We start from the raw sequence: 19,358 nt of genomic DNA on the forward strand, positions 1-19,358 counted from the left end.
TTTTATTTTTGAATTCTTCTTTTTAAAAAAATATTTTTATTTGTTAAATTATTAAACTTATTATTATTTATTAAAATGTCTTCAATTGAACGAATATTTCGTAAAGCAGTAGTATCAACCATATCATACTCAGCACCAATACTATGATATGTACGATTTTCATATAAATATCTTAAAGTCATTACTAGTCTATCTTCTATTGACATTTTATATGGCCTTCCACCAGTGGTATTTTTTAGATTTTGATGATCTAATAAAATATTTAAAATTTCATTAAAAACTAGTTTATTAATACCAACTATTTTACGAAAATATTGATCCGGTTTATCTTTTAATTCAAAATATGTCATAAAATTTATCCTTAACTATTCAAATTTTATTTTAATAATAACAAAATAATGAAAAGTTAACTAGTTATGCAGTAAGTCTATAAAAATAAAGTCTTTCTAGTGATATTGAACACTTTACAAATTTCTTTAATTTTCATATTTTTACTTTCATAAGCTTCTATTACTTTTCTTCGTAAGTCTTCACTGTATGGTTTTGGCATAATTTAATCTTCCTAATCTATTTTAATTATTGCTGAATTGTACTTTTAAATTCAAAAACTGTTTAAATTACATATTATTATTTTACATTATTTATGAGTAAATATTACTTTAGTTAGCTATATATTGCTAAATAAACTTTTAAATTTCTAAAATTTCCTGTTACTACTGGACCATCATCAACTCTAGCATGGAACTGAGTACTAACATTTATATTCAATATTTGAACTAGAGAATCAAATTGTTTTTGTTTACTTTCTGAATTTATTACTAATTTAAAATCAGCAACAGTGGATGGGTTACACTTTATTGGACACTAATTACGTAGACAAGTGAACAAATTAATTAAAAGAAAGGAACTATAATTATGGCCAATATTAACTCATATACCGATGAATTTAAAAAACAAATAGTAGCTTTATATCAAAGTGGTAAGTCAGTGTCTTGTCTTGCTAAAGAATATAATGTTACAAGAGCAGCTACTTATAATTGAATTAAGCAATTTACTAATTCAGGCAGTTTTAAAACCAAAGATAATCGTTCTGTTGAAGAAAATGAATTAATTAAATTAAAAAAAGAATTAAAACAATTACGAATGGAAAATGATATTTTAAAGCAAGCAGCACTAATAATAGGCAGAAAATAGAAATTATTACAAACAATAAGTTTAAATATAAAATTCGCACAATGTGTCATTTTTTAAAAATTTCTAAATCAACATATTATTTTAATTTAAAGAAAAAAGAAAATAAAATTAAAAATAATATGTATGATGAAGCTGTTATTAGTGCTTTTAAAGAAAATAAATGTGTTTATGGAACAAGAAGATTAAAAGTCATACTAAAAAACCAAAAAATTTATTTATCAAGACGAAAAATTAAAGAAATTATGAATAAGCATAATTTAATATCAAAATATACTAAATTATCATTCAAAAATCATAATAACAAAGTCAACGATAGTCAAATAACCAATCTAATTAATAGAGACTTTAATAATAGAATTAAAAATGAAGTTATTGTTAGTGATTTAACTTATGTTCAAGTTAATGGCAAATGAAACTATATTTGCCTATTAATAGATCTATTTAACCGCGAAATTATTGGACATAGTGTAGGTACTAAAAAAGATGCATCATTGGTATATCAAGCATTTATGCAATCAAATCGCTGTTTAAAAGATATTCAAATATTTCATACTGACCGAGGTAACGAATTTAATAACAAAATCATTGATAAACTTTTACTAGCATTCAACATAACTCACTCTTTAAGAACCTGTTTAGAATCTTTTTAATAAAACTGAAATAAAGGAAAGAACAACCATTTGTAAACTAGTATTTAGTTTTCTTTCACAATTTTTTCATAATCTTCTGTATTTTTCTAATCAAGCAAAGCTTCGTTCTACAATTCATCTTTTTGGTAATACTACAAAAGTATGTAGTTCATTGCGTTTTATAATTTCAACATTTGCATTTATGATTGTTTTGATTTCAGAAGCAAATTTTTCACCAGTATAACCAGCATCTACTATTATTTTTTGAACTGCAGAAAGATTTTCTTTTTCATTTTCAATCATTATTATAGCGCTATTACGATCTGTTTTTTCTGCTGTGGTTATGTAAATTGCATGTGGTAAACCTTGAGAATCAACAATAATATGACGCTTTATTCTTGAAATCTTTTTACCAGCATCATAACCTTTATTTTCAGTAGTATCTGTATTTTTAACACTTTGCGAATCAATTATACAAAAACTAGTTTGTTCTTTGCGATTATTGTTGATACGAACTTTTTTAACCAATTTTTTTTAAAATTAATTGCCATACACTAGCTTCTTTACCGTTATTTTTACTTCAAATTTGAAAATAATAATATACAGTTTGTCATTTTGGAAAATTTTTTGGTAGCATTCTTCATTGACAACCACTTTTTAATACATATAAAATTGCACAAAATACTTCATATAAATCTAAACTTCTTGGTTTTGTTTTCTTTTTGCTATTTTCTAAAATTGATTTTATGTTCTCAAATTGTTCTTTGGTGACATGACTTGGATAATTTTTATGCATAATATATACCTCTGATTTTAAAATATATAATCATTTTACATTATTTTCGAAAAGATTCTAAACAGGTTCTAAGCAAAAAAGGCTGTCCTTATGATAATGCTGTTGCTGAAGCAACTTTCAAAACTTTTAAAACCGAATTTATTAATGATAAAAATTTTACATCATTAATCCAATTAAAATTAGAATTATTTGATTATATCAACTGATACAACAACATAAGAATCCACAGCACTTTAAACTACCTAACTCCCACTAAATACCAAGCACAAATGTCTACCAAAAAATAGTCCTAAAAAGGGTTGCTATTCCAAAATCTCTAATTAGAGATTTTTTAAATTAAATATTTGGTAGTATAAAATAACTTTACTTTTGGGAAATTATTTTGGAAAGTTAAAGTGTTAAATAAATACAGATTTCAAATAATCTTTAAAAAATTTAGTTCCAAATTTTTATTTGCGAACTTTTTTAAAATATTTTGTATAATCAATTTATAAAAATTTAATATAAGTTTTTAACTCATTGCTTTTTAATAAGAAAGCAACTGAGTTTTTATTTTGAAAGAAGTTGAAATTATGGCAATTGAAAATCAAGAAATTATTTTTAATGATTATATTAATAATTTTATTAATATAAATGAATTAAAGAAAAAAAATTGAAGAATTAAAAATGATAAAAAATAAATTTAAAAAACAAAATGAAATAAAAGAAAACGTTTCTAAAATTTTATTTGGTTTAGAAGATGAAAATTTTGAAGTAAAAGAAAATCTTAGATTACTTGATGTTATATATACTAAAATAGAAAACATATATAAAAATCCTATTGAGAAAATTGAACGCAAAAATAAAAAATTAATTTTTAACAACAGGTATATAAAATTTAGATATGTAGAAAAGATAAATGAAGAAATATCAAAAAATAATCAATATATTACATTTTTAAATTCAAAAAAAATTAGTAAATGAAAAAATAATTTACTTATAATTTTTACATTGAGTTTTTATAATAAAAATAAAAATTTAATAAAAAAAATTGAAAAATACAAGCATAAAAAAATAGAATTTGAAAATATTTTATTAAATTTAAAAAATAAAAAAAATAATAATCAAAATGTTATTAAAAATAATGTAAAAACATTAAAAATTCAAAAACAAGAATTTGATTTAGTAACAAAATCGTTAAATAGTTGTGTATTTTATTTTACCGAAATTCAAAAAAATCAAATACAAAATGTTTCAAATCCAATAGATATGATTAAAAATATAAATTCATTTCAAGAACAAATTTCAGCAAGTGAATATAAAATACCAAAAATGGTAAAATAATAAGTCTATTACAATTGCAATCTTTTTGTATATTTAAAATCAATTTTAAGCAACCAAATTTGCTTATATACAAACGTTTTAAAAATTTATATGGTTTAGTATTCAAAAAATCAAATACCTCATAGAATAGATTTTTAATTTTAATTAGAAATTATTGATATCTATATCTTCAAGGATGATTTTTATTTGGTATATAAACTTTTTTGGTTTTTATCAAATTGTCTTTAATAATTGGTTTTAATGCTATTTCTTTTAGTTGATATATTTGATGATTGTAACTAAGATATAACTCATTAATAAACGATTTAAGTACAATTACATCAGTTCTAGGTTGTATGTATTGAATTTTGTTATTTTTATAAGGAAAATATTTTTTACCATAATATGTTATAGTTGAACCGCTATCCGTTTTTCTTTTAGAAAATCTTGAAAGATAAATATTTATTTCTTCTGATGTAGGAGCTTTAATCATAGCAGATTTATTATTATCAATAGGAAAGGCAAATTGATTATTAAAAATACTTATATAGCTAACTAAAGTAATGTTTACTCATATCTTGAAAAACAAAATCAATCGCTTTTTTAATATTTGGTCAATAATTTGGTAATATTTTTCTTATATTATGTTTTATAGCAAATCAAAAATGTTCAATTGGATTTAAATTAGGAGAATATGGCGGAAGAAATAATAGTTTGCATCCAGCATTTTCAATTAATTGTTGTGTTAATTTAGATTTATGAAACGTTGCATTATCTAAAACTATAATTTGTCCACGCTTTAATACTGGAATTAGTTTATTTTTAACATATGATTCAAAAATTTTACTATTGCAATGTTCTTCAAATGCTCATAAGGCTTTTAATTTACCTTTATTTAGTGAACCAATTATACTCATTCTCTTTATTTTATATGCGGGTTTATTATCAAATAATCTTTTACCTTTTTCAGATCAACCATATTTATAAAATTCATTATCATCAATTCCAGATTCATCAATATATACTAAATCTTCATTCATTATTTTAGCTATTTCTTTTAAAAAATCTTCTTGTTTATTTTTATCTCTTTGTTCATATAGAAAAGTTTTTTTTATATGTATAATTTAGTTTTTTAAAATAGTTATAAACTGTTTCTTTAGTCATATTTCCAAATTTATCAATTACTTTTTGAACTGTAACATCTTTATTTTCTGCTAAATAATTTTTTAATTCATCTAAATCCTTTATTTTGTGGCTATGTCCTTTTTGATAATTCAAAATTGGTTTTATATGCCCAGTTTCTTTTTTTCTTTTTCTTCATAAAAATAAAGTCTTTCTAGTGATATTGAACACTTTACAAATTTCTTTAATTTTCATATTTTTACTTTCATAAGCTTCTATTACTTTTCTTCGTAAGTCTTCACTGTATGGTTTTGGCATAATTTAATCTTCCTAATCTATTTTAATTATTGCTGAATTGTACTTTTAAATTCAAAAACTGTTTAAATTACATATTATTATTTTACATTATTTATGAGTAAATATTACTTTAGTTAGCTATATATGCTTTATTAATCATTTTTTTAAATTAAATATAATAATAACTTAAGTATTATTTGTCATAATGAATACTATTAATGGTAAAAATAATTAGAAAGAAGTAAACATAGAAATCATGTAGAATTACATTATCAATATAAAGGGGTTTTAATTTATGAAGTTATTATTAGCAACATTAAGTTTTTTAACATTTGGAACAACTGTAGGAACTTTTGGAAATGTATTAAGTACGAATCTAAGCAAAATAAATAATAGTATTAAAGAAACTTATACTATAATTCCTAATTCATTTAGTTTGAAAAGTGAATTAAGAAAAGAAAAAATGAATACTGATAATATTGATGTTGATATGTTAGATGGAATGACAAAGGCTATTATTCGTTATATGCCAGATACAACAGATTTACCTTTTTTAGTTAAAGAGGTTAATTTGCTTTGACTAAGTAATGATATTAGTCAAATAATAACTAAAAAAGCATTGCCTTATAGTAAAAGTTTTGAAAAAAACGGAATAGTTGATAAAGATTTAATTTTAGAAGCAATTAATATTATGAATGGTACTAAGTTTTCTAATAATGATTTAGATGTACTAATTAATCAAGATAATAAAAATATTTCTTTAATATCAAAAAGTAATAGTCACTTTCAAGGGAAAATAGATATTTTAAATAAGCCAGTAGAATTTTCGGATATTTTTTATGAACAAAATCTTGGAAAAATTTATTTTAATACTGATATGTATGAAAAAAGCACATTCTTACATCCAACAAGTCAATTTGGGAGATTTGCAACAGTTATGGAATATTTAGGAAATCGTAATAAATTAATAAAATTTTATGAAAATGAGATTACATCTGCTTTAACTAGTTCAGCATTAAAAATATATGAGTTAAGTTTTCCCAATTTTAATAATGAAGGAAAGATTGAATTTAGTTTTGCAATTGAAAATATTATGAATTATTCATCATTTAAAGCAAACTTTTTACCATTACCAACAGAAAATAATCGAGTTTTTATTAACTACCAAGGTAAACAACCAAAAAATGATGAAGAAATTGATATTAAGTTAGAAGGATTATATACAGAAAATAATAAAAATAAATTATTTTATGATGTTGTAGTAAAAACACTTGGTAAAAAATTTGCTGATAAGTATAAAGATATTTTATATAATGAATTTCTTATTGAGGGTTTTAATAAAAAATTAAAAACTGCAAAAATAACTCCTAAACCAGGATCAAAAATATTTGCTTTTTCAACAAAAGTATCAGAAAGTTATACAGAAATCCCTTATTATAAGTTAAATATTTCATGATAACATAATTAAATTAATATAAATCCCTAATTATTTAAATATAGATTCAGGAGATAAAGTTATGAGAAAAATAATTAGATTTTTTTTAAATTATATTTTGGTTAGTGCAACAACAATAAATGTTATTGCTTGTAGGTGGGGTTGTACTAATAATGATTATGATTTTGCTGATGAAAATGAGCAAGATATTTCTGGTAATTATATTGTTCCTGATATCAATAAGAGAATTAATAAAGTAGTAAGTGATCGCATAAATTTTTTTGAAGGCGAAGATGTGGCTAGTTTAAAACAATGATATTTAAAAAATTCGCAAAATTGATTTAATAAAACTAGTAAAAAATTAAACTTTGTTACTAATTTAGAAGAAAAAATTCAATATCAGGCAAAAAAAGAGTCGATTAATGAATTTAACTTGTTAGCAAATAATAAGAGTAATTTTACAGACTTTTCTGATTTACAAAATCAAATTAATACTACTAATCTTGGCAAAACTTATACAAATGTTAATTGGGATACATTAATTAATTCATCTACAATAAATGCTACTGAAAAAGCAGAGATAAAAGATAAATTAGTTCGATTTTATAATATATTTGCACAAATTTATGGCAAAAAAAATGTTCTTAAACTTTTATATCGAGTAGCTAAAATTAATAAAAATGGTTTATTTGGCTTTGTTAAATCTGGTTATGTTTATGATTCACAATTTCAAAATTATTCATTAGTTCAAGTTATGGCAATAAATCCAAATTCTCTTAGTAAAAGAACTCAATATTGGCAATATGTTAGTGGTTATAAAGCTTCAAAAAGTATTATTAGAACAATTGTTCATGAATATGGTCATGCTTTAGGTTCTTTTATTCGTTTAAATTTTCAAGGAAAACAAAGAATAAATTCATTTGCAGATAATGATCCTAAAAAATGATGAAATAATTATTTTAATTCATCTTATTTATTAAAAGATAATCTAGAAAAAAGAGAAATAACTGATGAAACTAATTATATGATTTCATCATTAGCAAATGGTACAAAAATTAACGATCCAATTTATCAAAAACTTTTAGCATATGGTATTGTGAGAAGTGAATATGGCCGAGAATCACATTTTGATTTATTTGCCGAAGCCTTTGATCAGTGAATAGATACTGAAGAAAGTCAACGTAATATTGCATGAGAAAAATTAGATAATTTTTTTAGAATTGATTTGCCTAAAACATTATAAAAAAAATATGAATTGGAAATTTGAGTTTAGTTAAATACAAGAAAAATAAAATTATGTTATTAAAACCATAAGAACTTATAGGAAATAAGGCGGTAATGTTTAGTAATCTGTGTAACTTACAAAAATAACTATGTTTAATTAATTCTAGTAAATATAATTAAATGACTAGAAAGAGTGAGTTACAGATGGCTAAAAAACAAAGTATTAATAATAATGATCCAATATCAAAAGCAGTAGATTTATTACTAGAAAATACTGAAGATTTAACAACAGTATTTAAAGAAGGAGGATTATATAAAGAATTAACAAAAAGATTAGTAGAAAAGATGTTAAATTCTGAAATGCAAAATTATTTAGGGTATGAAAAAAATCAACATAGTAATAGTGAAAATGCTCGTAATGGTATAAGTTCAAAAAAATTAATAACTCAACAAGGTAAAATTGAAATTAATGTACCAAGAGATCGTAATAGTGATTTTACTCCTGTAATAGTTGCAAAAAGACAGAGAAGATTTGATGGCTTTGATCAACAAGTTCTTTCACTATATGCCAAAGGAATGACTTTATCAGATATTAGAATGCAGTTGCAAGTAATATCAGGGTCACTAGTAGCACCCATCATATTTGTAAAATCATAAGGAATATTATCAATTAAATAATCATTTTCTACTTCTGCTTGATTGAGTTTAGTTTGTTTCTGTGGAAACTTCGTTTGTGGTTTGTTGTTGTCCATTGTTCTCTCCTATTAATTGGTTATTTTCGGGATTAAATAATTTTAATTTAACAGTTAAATTATTAATTTCTTGTTCATCATTAATATTAAATGTTTTACTATTTAATAAATCTTTATCTACACTTACTAATATTTGAATAAATTTAAGATTATCGATATTAAATTGTCATAATTTTTGTTCAATATAATTAATAGTTGAAATATTTACTGCTGTACTTTCGGGAACTGATTGTTGTGCAGATTTCTTTTGACTTGGTATATGAATACCACAACGTTTAAATATTTCATTAACATTTCAATCATATATAGCTAACTAAAGTAATATTTACTCATAAATAATGTAAAATAATAATATGTAATTTAAACAGTTTTTGAATTTAAAAGTACAATTCAGCAATAATTAAAATAGATTAGGAAGATTAAATTATGCCAAAACCATACAGTGAAGACTTACGAAGAAAAGTAATAGAAGCTTATGAAAGTAAAAATATGAAAATTAAAGAAATTTGTAAAGTGTTCAATATCACTAGAAAGACTTTATTTTTATGAAGAAAAAGAAAAAAAGAAACTGGGCATATAAAACCAATTTTGAATTATCAAAAAGGACATAGCCACAAAATAAAGGATTTAGATGAATTAAAAAATTATTTAGCAGAAAATAAAGATGTTACAGTTCAAAAAGTAATTGATAAATTTGGAAATATAACTAAAGAAACAGTTTATAACTTGGAATGGCAACACTTTTTAGGACTATTTTTTGGTAGACATTTGTTTTTGATAATTAACTGGAGTTAAGTAGTTTAAAGTGCTGTGGATTCTTATGTTGTTGTATCAATTGATGTAATCAAATAATTCTAATTTTAATTGGATTAATGATCTAAAATTTTTATCATTAATAAATTCAGTTTTGAAAGTTTTAAAAGTTGCTTCAGCAACAGCATTGTCATAAGGACAACCTTTTTTGCTTAAAGAGCGAGTAATATTGAATGCTAGTAAAAGTTTATCAATAATTTTATTATTAAATTCATTACCACAATCACTATGAAATATTTGAATATCTTTTAAACAGCGATTTGATTGCATAAATGCTTGATGTACTAATAAGGCATCTTTTCTAGTACCTACACTATGTCCAATAATTTCGCGGTTAAATAGGTCAATTAATAAGCAAATATATAGCTAACTAAAGTAATGTTTACTCATATCTTGAAAAACAAAATCAATCGCTTTTTTAATATTTGGTCAATAATTTGGTAATATTTTTCTTATATTATGTTTTATAGCAAATCAAAAATGTTCAATTGGATTTAAATTAGGAGAATATGGCGGAAGAAATAATAGTTTGCATCCAGCATTTTCAATTAATTGTTGTGTTAATTTAGATTTATGAAACGTTGCATTATCTAAAACTATAATTTGTCCACGCTTTAATACTGGAATTAGTTTATTTTTAACATATGATTCAAAAATTTTACTATTGCAATGTCCTTCAAATGCTCATAAGGCTTTTAATTTACCTTTATTTAGTGAACCAATTATACTCATTCTCTTTATTTTATATGCGGGTTTATTATCAAATAATCTTTTACCTTTTTCAGATCAACCATATTTATAAAATTCATTATCATCAATTCCAGATTCATCAATATATACTAAATCTTCATTCATTATTTTAGCTATTTCTTTTAAAAAATCTTCTTGTTTATTTTTATCTCTTTGTTCATATAGAAAAGTTTTTTTTATATGTATAATTTAGTTTTTTAAAATAGTTATAAACTGTTTCTTTAGTCATATTTCCAAATTTATCAATTACTTTTTGAACTGTAACATCTTTATTATCTGCTAAATAATTTTTTAATTCATCTAAATCCTTTATTTTGTGGCTATGTCCTTTTTGATAATTCAAAATTGGTTTTATATGCCCAGTTTCTTTTTTTCTTTTTCTTCATAAAAATAAAGTCTTTCTAGTGATATTGAACACTTTACAAATTTCTTTAATTTTCATATTTTTACTTTCATAAGCTTCTATTACTTTTCTTCGTAAGTCTTCACTGTATGGTTTTGGCATAATTTAATCTTCCTAATCTATTTTAATTATTGCTGAATTGTACTTTTAAATTCAAAAACTGTTTAAATTACATATTATTATTTTACATTATTTATGAGTAAATATTACTTTAGTTAGCTATAAGAACCTGTTTAGAATCTTTTTAATAAAACTGAAATAAAGGAAAGAACAACCATTTGTAAACTAGTATTTAGTTTTCTTTCACAATTTTTTCATAATCTTCTGTATTTTTCTAATCAAGCAAAGCTTCGTTCTACAATTCATCTTTTTGGTAATACTACAAAAGTATGTAGTTCATTGCGTTTTATAATTTCAACATTTGCATTTATGATTGTTTTGATTTCAGAAGCAAATTTTTCACCAGTATAACCAGCATCTACTATTATTTTTTGAACTGCAGAAAGATTTTCTTTTTCATTTTCAATCATTATTATAGCGCTATTACGATCTGTTTTTTCTGCTGTGGTTATGTAAATTGCATGTCGTAAACCTTGAGAATCAACAATAATATGACGCTTTATTCCTGAAATCTTTTTACCAGCATCATAACCTTTATTTTCAGTAGTATCTGTATTTTTAACACTTTGCGAATCAATTATACAAAAACTAGTTTGTTCTTTGCGATTATTGTTGATACGAACTTTTTTAACCAATTTTTTTTAAAATTAATTGCCATACACTAGCTTCTTTACCGTTATTTTTACTTCAAATTTGAAAATAATAATATACAGTTTGTCATTTTGGAAAATTTTTTGGTAGCATTCTTCATTGACAACCACTTTTTAATACATATAAAATTGCACAAAATACTTCATATAAATCTAAACTTCTTGGTTTTGTTTTCTTTTTGCTATTTTCTAAAATTGATTTTATGTTCTCAAATTGTTCTTTGGTGACATGACTTGGATAATTTTTATGCATAATATATACCTCTGATTTTAAAATATATAATCATTTTACATTATTTTCGAAAAGATTCTAAACAGGTTCTAAATTAAATATTGAAGAACTTGATAAAATTTTTAAAAAGGAAGTTGTAAATTTATTCGATGAATATGAAAATAAAATTTATGATTTTAAAAATAATAAATCTAAAAAGAATGAATTGAAAATTAAGGGAATTAAATTAAAAATTCAAAATATTTTTGATTTGTCAAAAATTATTTTTGAAATGTTTCAAAAACCAGTTACTTCTTCATTGCCTTTAACGAAAATTGTAAATCAAATTTTTGATGAAAATGATTCAATGCAATATTTAAGCGAGATTGAAAAAAATATTGATAGTAATATTGAAATGATTAAAAAGTTAAAGCAAAAATTGCAAGAAGTTTTAAATGATAATGATGTTTCAAAAAATGAAACGTTAATGCAAGTAGAAAGTTTTAATAACTCTCATAAAATAGAAACAAAGAAAACAAATGTTAAAAAAAGAAAAAATAAGAAAAAAGACAACAAAAAAAATGAACATTTAAAATTTATTAATACTAATGAAACAGAAAATTCAGAATCATCTACAATAAATAGTTCAACGCCTTTACTTGAAAAAGATATTACTAAAATTGATGTTATTTTAGAAGAAAATGACATTAAAGAACAAAGTATAAAACAAGAAAATGATGCAAAAGAAGAAAAAACAGAAATTTTAAGTCAAGATCAAATTTTACAAGCAAAAATTAATGAATTAGAAGCACAATTAAAGCAAACACAAGAAGAATTGGATAAAACAAAAGTTAAATCTGCAGAAGAAACAGCAATATTAGAACAACAATTAATAGCAGAAAAGCAAAAAGTACAACTATTAATTGATGAAACTAAATTTTTAGTTTCTAAAGTTGTTACCTTAGAAAGAGAGAAAACAAAGTTAGAAAAAATTAAGCAACAAAATAGTGTAAAAATAAATCAAATAAGTAATAATTTAGAAAAAGTACAAAAAAAGTGAGAAATATTCGTGATCAAAAAAATAAAAGTATTGAAAGATTAATAAAAAAAGAGTTCGCGTTAGTTTTAGAAAAAGAAAGATTAGAAAGTAGAAATTATAAAAATAACCAAGATTTAGAAAAATTAAATCAAGAATTATCAAAAACACAACAAACATTAATAACAGTAGAAGATAAAAATCAAAAATTAGTTACGGAAGTTAATCAATTAAAGGTAGAAAAAATAAAACTAGAAACTATTCAACAAGAAAATGGCATGCAAATAAAAGAGAAAGAAAAAAATATTTCTTTACTAGAAGGTAAATTAACAAAGATTGGTAATCAAACAACTGAAGAAGTTCAAAAACTACTTAAAGAAAAAAAACAATTAGTTTTAGAAAAAGAAAAGTTAGAAACTTTAAATAAAAAAGGTAGTCAGAAGTTGACAACTTTAAATAAAAAAATACAAATGTTATCACAGTACAATCAAAATTTAGTGGCATTTACTGATAGTTATGATATAAAATCTTGTATTCATATTAACCCAATTATTGAAAAAAAATAGTATCAAAAACATTAGTAGTTAGTGAAATGATGGAAGTAGTTGCACCACTATCGGTTTTAGTACCTACAGGTCAACAATTTTCAGTCTCAACTGAAAATTGAGAAGACGTTCATATTGCTGATGAATTAACACCAGGATTTTGTTTACAACCAAAATTATTTACAATGTAATTAGTATTATTATTTCGTATAAATAAGAATCATTAAAATTATGTTATAGTTTATATAGAGATGACCATATAGTGAACAATGACGTACTAAAAACAATTTTATTCAAGAAAGAAATAACTATCAAAGATAGAATATTATTTAAAACAATTTTTGAGGTTTTAAGTACTCTTTTTACTAATGAAGATGGTGTATCAATATTAAAAAGTGGTTATAAAATAAATGATTATCAACAAGTTTGATTTTTAACGATTACTCCAAATAGCGAAAAAGAAGAAGTAATTAAAACAGGATATGCAAATTTTTTGTCAGAAGATTGAAATGTTATTTATCAATTTAATAGTACTAGTACAAGTGAAAAAAGAAAAAAATTGGGTGAAAAATATATTAAAGATAAAGTAGAATTTGTTACTTTTGTAAAAATAAAAGAAAAATCAAAAGGCATTGGTTATCATTTTATAGGTATATTTGTTTTTGATGATTATCGTAGCAAAGATTATAAAACAATGGTTTTTAAAAAAATTAAAGATAGTTATAAATAAAAAGAGTTAATAAATATTTATTAACTCTTTTTATTTATAAAGATATATGTTTAGTTTGATTTTCACTTTCTTCTTCAAAAATAGTAATATTATTAAAATTAATTTCTTGTATCTTTTTTTTCAATGGTTTTGAAATAATTTTTCTATTTGAAAAAACTGTTGATGTATTTTTAGTTGGTTGTTGAACAACTATTGTTTTAGTAGTAGATGTAGTAGTTTGATAATTAGTAGTGGGGTAGTACATATAGTTTAAATCCATAGGTTGTAAATATTAATATTCATTATCAAAATTATTATTAAAGAATTTAATACAGCAGTTTCATAACATTTTCTTTTTTCCTTTTCTTTTTGAATATTTGAATACTATCTAAAATTAAATAATTGCATTATTTAATTTTAATAGTTTATAATTATAATAATAGCAAAGTTTATTTAAAGGTGAATATAATGTTACGTAGTAGTAATATTTTAAAAATTAATAGTATTAATAATTTTGAACAATTATTTATTTTTTTTGGTTTACCAGTTCTTTTTTTACTTTTAATTATGAAATTAACTTTTTTAATTACTATTAATTTTCATAAAAATAGTATTAATAATAAAAAAATATTTAATAAAACAAAAATCATTATTCTTCAATTTAGTTTATGATTTTTAGCACAATTTTGTTTATTTTTATTACCAGTTCAAGAAATGGTAATTAATATTAATTTTTTAGATTTAGAAAGTTTACCAATGCTATCATTGATTTCGATTTTACATTTATTTATTTGTTTTAGTTTTTTAAGTCGTAATAATAATCAGATTATGAAAGTGATGCGTTTTACTATTTTGTCAATTATTATAATTGTTATTATTTTACAATTTAATTTTACTATGATTAAAATATCATTACCATCAATAAATAACTTTGTTTCAATACTAATTTTAGTGTTCTTTTACTATTGATTAGGTTTTTTTTCATGAAAAATGTTTAGTGATAATTTATTTACAATTTTTAATTTAATGAAAAAAACTTGAGTGACATTATTTAGTAATTCTTCATTACCTAATATTATTAATAAACAATTTCCAGTAAAAGCATATACTAAAACTAAAATTATAATTTTAACATGGCAATTTAAAAAACAAATGTTTACTAATTTTGATCACCAAGTTTCTATTACTGATAATAATAAAAAACTTTTAATTGCTATTTTTAAGAAGAATTTAACTTATTTTTTAAGTGCCCAATTAACACTACTTATTACTAAAACTATTCAAGATTTAAAAACTTTAATTAATGGTTGAAAAATGGCTTTAATTCAATAACTTTTTTTTGTTTTAAAATTTAAAAGAAAGGAAGAACGAATATGAAAAAACAATCATTTTTGCTTTTTAAAAATGCGTTTAAACAAGCATTTCGTAATAAAATTCAATTAGTTGGTTTAATTGTTTTAGTATTATTATCATCAACTATTTTTTCATTAATGCAAACAAGTTTAGCAAGAATTTCTGATGAATATTCAACATTAGTTGCAAAATCTAATTTACATGATTTTGTTATTGATTTATCTAATACTACTCCAAAAACTGTTTCTAATAAAATCTCAACATCAACAACTGCTGTTGATGAAAAGAATGATTTTGATATTAACAATATTGCAAATGATGCTGGTAATGAATTTATATGAGATCGTGTTGAAGGCAGAACTATGCAATTAGATAATAATAGTAATCCTAGAATTTTAAAAATATTAACTTATAATCAAGATGCTCGTATTGATAAATTAATCATTAGTGATGGTTATCAAATAGGAGATAGTAATAATCCAGATAAAACTCCAAGTTGAAAACAGGTAGTTATTAATAAAGAATTTGCCCAAAAAAATAATTTGCATATTAATGATACAATTCGTGTGCAATCAGATCAATTAGGAAGTAGTTTAAAAGTTTCAGGATATGATTTAAATGCTGCTGCTTATAGTAGTTATAATTGATTAAAAATTGTTGGATATGGTGTATCTGCTGATTTCACAACCCCAATTATTGATCAAACTACACCAATTCCAAATAAAACTCGTGAAGGTTTATTATACGTTGATCCAATGCAATTTGGTTTAAGTAAAAGGTTAGAACATAATAATTATATTTGATCATATGATAAAGCTAATGAAAAAATCACAATTTCTTCTGATAATGATCGCGAAATTTATTTTGTTGGAAAATCAACAATAAGTAAAATTAATGATATTAAATTAATTTCACAAAGTTTAAGAAATAAATATATTAATACTATTGATTCTTATGCTGCTTTAGTATATAAGTTAGGAAATAATAAGTATACGTTTAATAATCGTACTGCTACTTTGAATGCAACTATTATTGGATTTAAAGGTTTATTAATTGGTTTATTATTAATTGTTTTAATTATTACAGGAATTACAGTAATATTAATTACTTATAAAAATATTGATAATTCACGAACACAAATTGGAATTTTAAAATTATTAGGTTATAGTAATATTAAAATTTTAATTACATCTTTAGCTTATCCAATGGTAGCAGCACTTATTGGTACTATTTTAGTGTTTTTACCAGCAAGTGGTTTACAAGTAATTATAGTTCAAACATTTGCCAACTATTTTAATCTAGATTTTGGTCGTTTTATTTTTGATGGTTTAGGATTTATATATTGTTTAATTTTAATATTTGGTTTTTTATCAATTATTGCATGAGTTATTAGCGCTTTAACAGTTATTAAAAAACCAATAGATTTAATTAAAAACGAATCAGCTACTGTTAATTCTCGCTTTAGTCGAATTATTAAAACAAAAAGTATTAATCGTGGATTTTTAACAAGATTCCGTTTATCACTATTTACATCATCAATTGGAAAAATGGCAGCAGCAGCATTAACTATGTTTTTAGGAACAACTTTAATGACAACATCTATTATTGGTCCAAAAATTATGGCTGATAATAAATTACTTTCTTTTACTGGTATGAATTATCACTCCTTAGTTGAATATGACATTCCGACTTATAATTCTCCGTATAGTTTTTATAAAACTTATAATCCAAATAATAAAGATGATTGAACTTATACTTCTACTGTTGATAGTACTACTGGTGATATATATTGACATCCACCACGTTTTGATAATTCTGGGCCATTAAATGATACTTTTGTTAAAGAATTATTAGAAAATAATATTAATGCTGAAGCATATGCTCCAATGTCAGATGAATCTAACCCCGGTGGTGCTATTAGCGATTTAGGATATACTGGTTTAACGTATTTAAATGGTAAAATGCTTACTAAAAACTTTTTAAATGGATTAGATTCTAGTGATATTAAAAATGCTTCTGTGATTGTTGGAATTATGGTACAAATGGCTTGACCAAATGCATTACCAATGTATGACACAGTTTTAAAAAATACTAATATTAACAGTTTTTATAGTGAGAATACTTATAATATTATTAGAAAATTTTATCAAAACTATCGAACAACAGTGGCAATGAATATTAGTGGTACGATTTCGAAGACTGGTAAGATTAGTACTAATCCTAATGATTTAGATATTGCAAAATTCAAAGATTGAGCAAATAGTAATATTCCTGCTTACAAAAATGCCTCAAGTAAGGGTCCTACTTTTATTAATGATATTGATAATTTAAGTTTTGATACTAGCGATAAATTATATCCGTGACATTTAACTAATGAAACACAATTATTGAATAATAATGCATCTGAAATTAGTGACAAAGAGCGTGATAGTTGAATTAATAAAGTTGGAATTTGATTTGGTGCTTTATTTTATAATAGAATGGGACAAACCGTAGTACAAGGTGCTTATACTAAAAGTCCATATTTCATTCGTCAAAATATTGCTAAAGCTTATAGTGATCCCAATGCTCCTTTTAATGTTGCTTTTAATGTTGTGCCTTTTGATAAAGAAACTGATGAATTAGGAACTTACTTTATTGGTACTCCTGAAAAATTATTTAAACAAAATAAGTATTTATTGAAAGTTTTTGGTTTACAAAATCAACAACAGTTAGGCAAACCTTCAATGATGCAATTATATGATGCTGGTGGTTCTTCATTAAATCCACTTTTAGAACAAGAAAATAGTGATGATAGTATTAGTCTTGTTATTAATCAAACGATTTCTAAACAATTAAATTTAAAAATAAATGATAAATTTAAAATGAGTAGTAATGGTAATACTATGAAATTTAAAGATAATAATAAATTGAAACCTTTTGATTTGGATAAAATTAATATTGATAACATTGTTGGTGATAGTAAAAATGTTAATAATGTAACATTATTAAAACAACAAACTGGTTATACACAAGTTGATGAGTTAAAGGATAGGGCTTATGATAATATGAGTATTAATGCTACAAATATGTTAAAAGAAGTTGCTGCTGGTAAGGTTGTTAATTCTTATAATGATAAGATAAGTTCTAAAACACCAACGTATAAAGTAGTTGGTATATATAATGGTTATGGTCAACCTAATGCTTATATTAGTAAAACTAATGCTGATAAAGTTTTATCATTTAATAAAACAAAAAAATTTTTATTTTTATTATTTAAAAAAGAATGAGAAGACAAAAAAATAACTTGTGATGTTGATTTTGGTAAATTAAAATCATTTAATGAATATCAAGATTTTCTTAATCAATTAAATGAACCCGTTATTTTTAAACTTAATCAAGTATTTGAAAATGAAAATCCAATCTTTAATTTTAAATTTTCAAATTCGCAATCATTACCAGATATAACTAATTCATTTTCAACTTCACAAATGTATGGAGATTACAGTGCTTTTGGTTTAAATGGTGGTACTGATGGTTCTGGTACTTATCAAGGTTATGGTGCAGGTAGTGCTGTTAATATTACGCCACAAGATATCCATCATCAGTTATTAAATCAAATTACTGCTTTAGTTGATACAGTATTGGTTGCATTTATTATCTTTTCATTAATCATTTCGTTCTTTATTATTTTATTAACAAGTAATTTAGTAATTTATGAAAATCGTAAAACAATAGCAACAATGAAAACACTTGGTTATAGTGATGCAAAAATAACTAATATTGTTATTGGTATGTATTTACCAGTGATTGCTGTTATGTTTGTTATTGGTTTTCCCGTAGGATGAATAATTGTTAAGTTTATTCTTAACTATTTAGCTGCTAATACAACATGGGTTTTACCGTTATTCTTTGTTTGATGATTACCACTTGTGGTTGGTTTAATTGTCTTTGGTATTTATGCAACAACCTTTATTATTGATTGATATGCCATGAAGAAGATTAATCCAATTAAAACTTTAAATGAAATTGATTAAG

Annotated in this window: 22 protein-coding genes and 3 pseudogenes; 14 read left to right on the forward strand and 11 right to left on the reverse strand. The window is 22.9% G+C overall.

The annotated features are described in order from the left end of the window. Positions 1-2: 2 nt before the first annotated feature. Positions 3-350: a transposase family protein gene (locus tag ACQH26_RS01775; RefSeq protein ID WP_425381897.1), complete on the reverse strand. Its 348-nt coding sequence runs from the start codon at positions 348-350 to the stop codon at positions 3-5. A 77-nt stretch (positions 351-427) separates the two neighbouring features. After that, positions 428-550 (reverse strand): IS630 transposase-related protein, encoded by a 123-nt coding sequence (locus tag ACQH26_RS01780; RefSeq protein WP_353306524.1) that lies wholly within the window; start codon positions 548-550, stop codon positions 428-430. 365 nt (positions 551-915) lie between these two features. On the opposite strand from ACQH26_RS01780, the gene ACQH26_RS01785 reads away from it, so the two are divergent. Beyond that, positions 916-1,194, forward strand: coding sequence for a transposase (locus ACQH26_RS01785; RefSeq protein ID WP_425382671.1), 279 nt, complete (start codon positions 916-918; stop codon positions 1,192-1,194). A gap of 41 nt (positions 1,195-1,235) precedes the next feature. Next, positions 1,236-1,844, forward strand: coding sequence for a DDE-type integrase/transposase/recombinase (locus ACQH26_RS01790; protein WP_425382672.1), 609 nt, complete (start codon positions 1,236-1,238; stop codon positions 1,842-1,844). Here ACQH26_RS01790 and ACQH26_RS01795 read toward each other — a convergent pair. Beyond that, positions 1,830-2,619 (reverse strand): IS5 family transposase gene (locus ACQH26_RS01795; protein ID WP_425382673.1). Its coding sequence is split into 2 segments (ribosomal slippage): positions 1,830-2,357 and positions 2,359-2,619, totalling 789 coding nucleotides; the frame shifts between segments, so codons are not numbered across the junction. The two genes, ACQH26_RS01790 and ACQH26_RS01795, sit on opposite strands and share 15 nt — an antisense overlap. 47 nt (positions 2,620-2,666) lie before the next feature. On the opposite strand from ACQH26_RS01795, the pseudogene ACQH26_RS01800 reads away from it, so the two are divergent. Next, positions 2,667-2,906: pseudogene (locus ACQH26_RS01800) on the forward strand (IS3 family transposase); the annotation flags it as partial. Between the two features lie 379 nt (positions 2,907-3,285). Continuing rightward, on the forward strand, positions 3,286-3,942 hold the full coding sequence (locus ACQH26_RS01805; protein WP_425382674.1) for a hypothetical protein: 657 nt from the start codon (positions 3,286-3,288) through the stop codon (positions 3,940-3,942). Positions 3,943-4,093: 151 nt separating this feature from the next. Here the strand turns inward: ACQH26_RS01805 and ACQH26_RS01810 are convergent, their stop codons facing one another. From ACQH26_RS01810 to ACQH26_RS01820, 3 genes are read right to left on the reverse strand one after another with little or no spacing between them, the layout of a single operon-like run. Further along, positions 4,094-4,510 carry a hypothetical protein gene (locus ACQH26_RS01810; RefSeq protein ID WP_425382675.1) on the reverse strand — a complete coding sequence of 139 codons (417 nt, stop codon included), beginning with the start codon at positions 4,508-4,510 and terminating at the stop codon, positions 4,094-4,096. Beyond that, positions 4,473-4,961, reverse strand: a complete 489-nt coding sequence (locus ACQH26_RS01815; RefSeq protein WP_425382140.1) for an IS630 family transposase — start codon at positions 4,959-4,961, stop codon at positions 4,473-4,475. The genes ACQH26_RS01810 and ACQH26_RS01815 overlap by 38 nt, the downstream gene beginning before the upstream one ends. 40 nt (positions 4,962-5,001) lie before the next feature. Next, positions 5,002-5,361, reverse strand: coding sequence for a helix-turn-helix domain-containing protein (locus ACQH26_RS01820; protein ID WP_425381863.1), 360 nt, complete (start codon positions 5,359-5,361; stop codon positions 5,002-5,004). A 274-nt stretch (positions 5,362-5,635) separates the two neighbouring features. Here ACQH26_RS01820 and ACQH26_RS01825 point away from each other — a divergent pair, with 274 nt between their 5' ends. From ACQH26_RS01825 to ACQH26_RS01840, 4 genes and pseudogenes are all read left to right on the forward strand, one after another. Then, positions 5,636-6,799 carry a hypothetical protein gene (locus ACQH26_RS01825; protein ID WP_425382676.1) on the forward strand — a complete coding sequence of 388 codons (1,164 nt, stop codon included), beginning with the start codon at positions 5,636-5,638 and terminating at the stop codon, positions 6,797-6,799. Between the two features lie 58 nt (positions 6,800-6,857). Further along, positions 6,858-8,018: a hypothetical protein gene (locus tag ACQH26_RS01830; RefSeq protein ID WP_425382677.1), complete on the forward strand. Its 1,161-nt coding sequence runs from the start codon at positions 6,858-6,860 to the stop codon at positions 8,016-8,018. A 185-nt stretch (positions 8,019-8,203) separates the two neighbouring features. After that, positions 8,204-8,608 (forward strand): annotated as a pseudogene (locus tag ACQH26_RS01835) (transposase); the annotation flags it as partial. 569 nt (positions 8,609-9,177) lie between these two features. Further along, a complete protein-coding gene (locus ACQH26_RS01840) occupies positions 9,178-9,546 on the forward strand; it encodes an IS630 transposase-related protein (RefSeq protein ID WP_425382678.1) in 369 nt (122 codons plus the stop codon). Here ACQH26_RS01840 and ACQH26_RS01845 read toward each other — a convergent pair. The 4 genes and pseudogenes from ACQH26_RS01845 to ACQH26_RS01860 all read right to left on the reverse strand — a co-directional run. Then, positions 9,502-9,927: pseudogene (locus tag ACQH26_RS01845) on the reverse strand (transposase); the annotation flags it as partial. The gene ACQH26_RS01840 and the pseudogene ACQH26_RS01845 sit on opposite strands and share 45 nt — an antisense overlap. 3 nt (positions 9,928-9,930) lie before the next feature. After that, positions 9,931-10,419, reverse strand: coding sequence for an IS630 family transposase (locus ACQH26_RS01850; protein ID WP_425381862.1), 489 nt, complete (start codon positions 10,417-10,419; stop codon positions 9,931-9,933). Between the two features lie 40 nt (positions 10,420-10,459). After that, the gene (locus tag ACQH26_RS01855) at positions 10,460-10,819 is read right to left on the reverse strand and encodes a helix-turn-helix domain-containing protein (RefSeq protein WP_425382031.1); all 360 of its coding nucleotides are present in this window, start codon (positions 10,817-10,819) and stop codon (positions 10,460-10,462) included. Between the two features lie 131 nt (positions 10,820-10,950). After that, positions 10,951-11,740 (reverse strand): IS5 family transposase gene (locus ACQH26_RS01860; RefSeq protein ID WP_425382679.1). Its coding sequence is split into 2 segments (ribosomal slippage): positions 10,951-11,478 and positions 11,480-11,740, totalling 789 coding nucleotides; the frame shifts between segments, so codons are not numbered across the junction. 184 nt (positions 11,741-11,924) lie between these two features. On the opposite strand from ACQH26_RS01860, the gene ACQH26_RS01865 reads away from it, so the two are divergent. The 4 genes from ACQH26_RS01865 (at position 11,925) to ACQH26_RS01880 (ending at position 14,009) form a co-directional block, all read left to right on the forward strand. Next, positions 11,925-12,800 (forward strand): hypothetical protein, encoded by an 876-nt coding sequence (locus ACQH26_RS01865; RefSeq protein WP_425382680.1) that lies wholly within the window; start codon positions 11,925-11,927, stop codon positions 12,798-12,800. After that, positions 12,755-13,300 (forward strand): hypothetical protein, encoded by a 546-nt coding sequence (locus ACQH26_RS01870; protein ID WP_425382681.1) that lies wholly within the window; start codon positions 12,755-12,757, stop codon positions 13,298-13,300. The genes ACQH26_RS01865 and ACQH26_RS01870 overlap by 46 nt, the downstream gene beginning before the upstream one ends. 26 nt (positions 13,301-13,326) lie before the next feature. Further along, entirely contained in the window at positions 13,327-13,470 is a 144-nt protein-coding gene (locus tag ACQH26_RS01875) for a hypothetical protein (protein ID WP_425382682.1), read from the forward strand. Between the two features lie 71 nt (positions 13,471-13,541). After that, positions 13,542-14,009 (forward strand): hypothetical protein, encoded by a 468-nt coding sequence (locus tag ACQH26_RS01880; RefSeq protein ID WP_425382683.1) that lies wholly within the window; start codon positions 13,542-13,544, stop codon positions 14,007-14,009. 34 nt (positions 14,010-14,043) lie between these two features. Here ACQH26_RS01880 and ACQH26_RS01885 read toward each other — a convergent pair whose 3' ends face one another. Beyond that, complete coding sequence (locus ACQH26_RS01885) at positions 14,044-14,268, reverse strand: hypothetical protein (RefSeq protein ID WP_425382684.1); 225 nt, start codon at positions 14,266-14,268, stop codon at positions 14,044-14,046. A 188-nt stretch (positions 14,269-14,456) separates the two neighbouring features. On the opposite strand from ACQH26_RS01885, the gene ACQH26_RS01890 reads away from it, so the two are divergent. Both ACQH26_RS01890 and ACQH26_RS01895 read left to right on the forward strand, forming a co-directional pair. After that, entirely contained in the window at positions 14,457-15,320 is an 864-nt protein-coding gene (locus tag ACQH26_RS01890; RefSeq protein ID WP_425382685.1) for a hypothetical protein, read from the forward strand. Positions 15,321-15,361: 41 nt separating this feature from the next. After that, complete coding sequence (locus ACQH26_RS01895) at positions 15,362-19,357, forward strand: ABC transporter permease (RefSeq protein ID WP_425382686.1); 3,996 nt, start codon at positions 15,362-15,364, stop codon at positions 19,355-19,357. Position 19,358 lies beyond the last annotated feature (1 nt).

It is taken from the genome of Spiroplasma endosymbiont of Melieria omissa (assembly GCF_964031175.1).
In the GTDB taxonomy this organism is placed as follows: Bacteria; Bacillota_I; Bacilli_A; order Mycoplasmatales; family VBWQ01; genus Spiroplasma_E; species Spiroplasma_E ixodetis_A.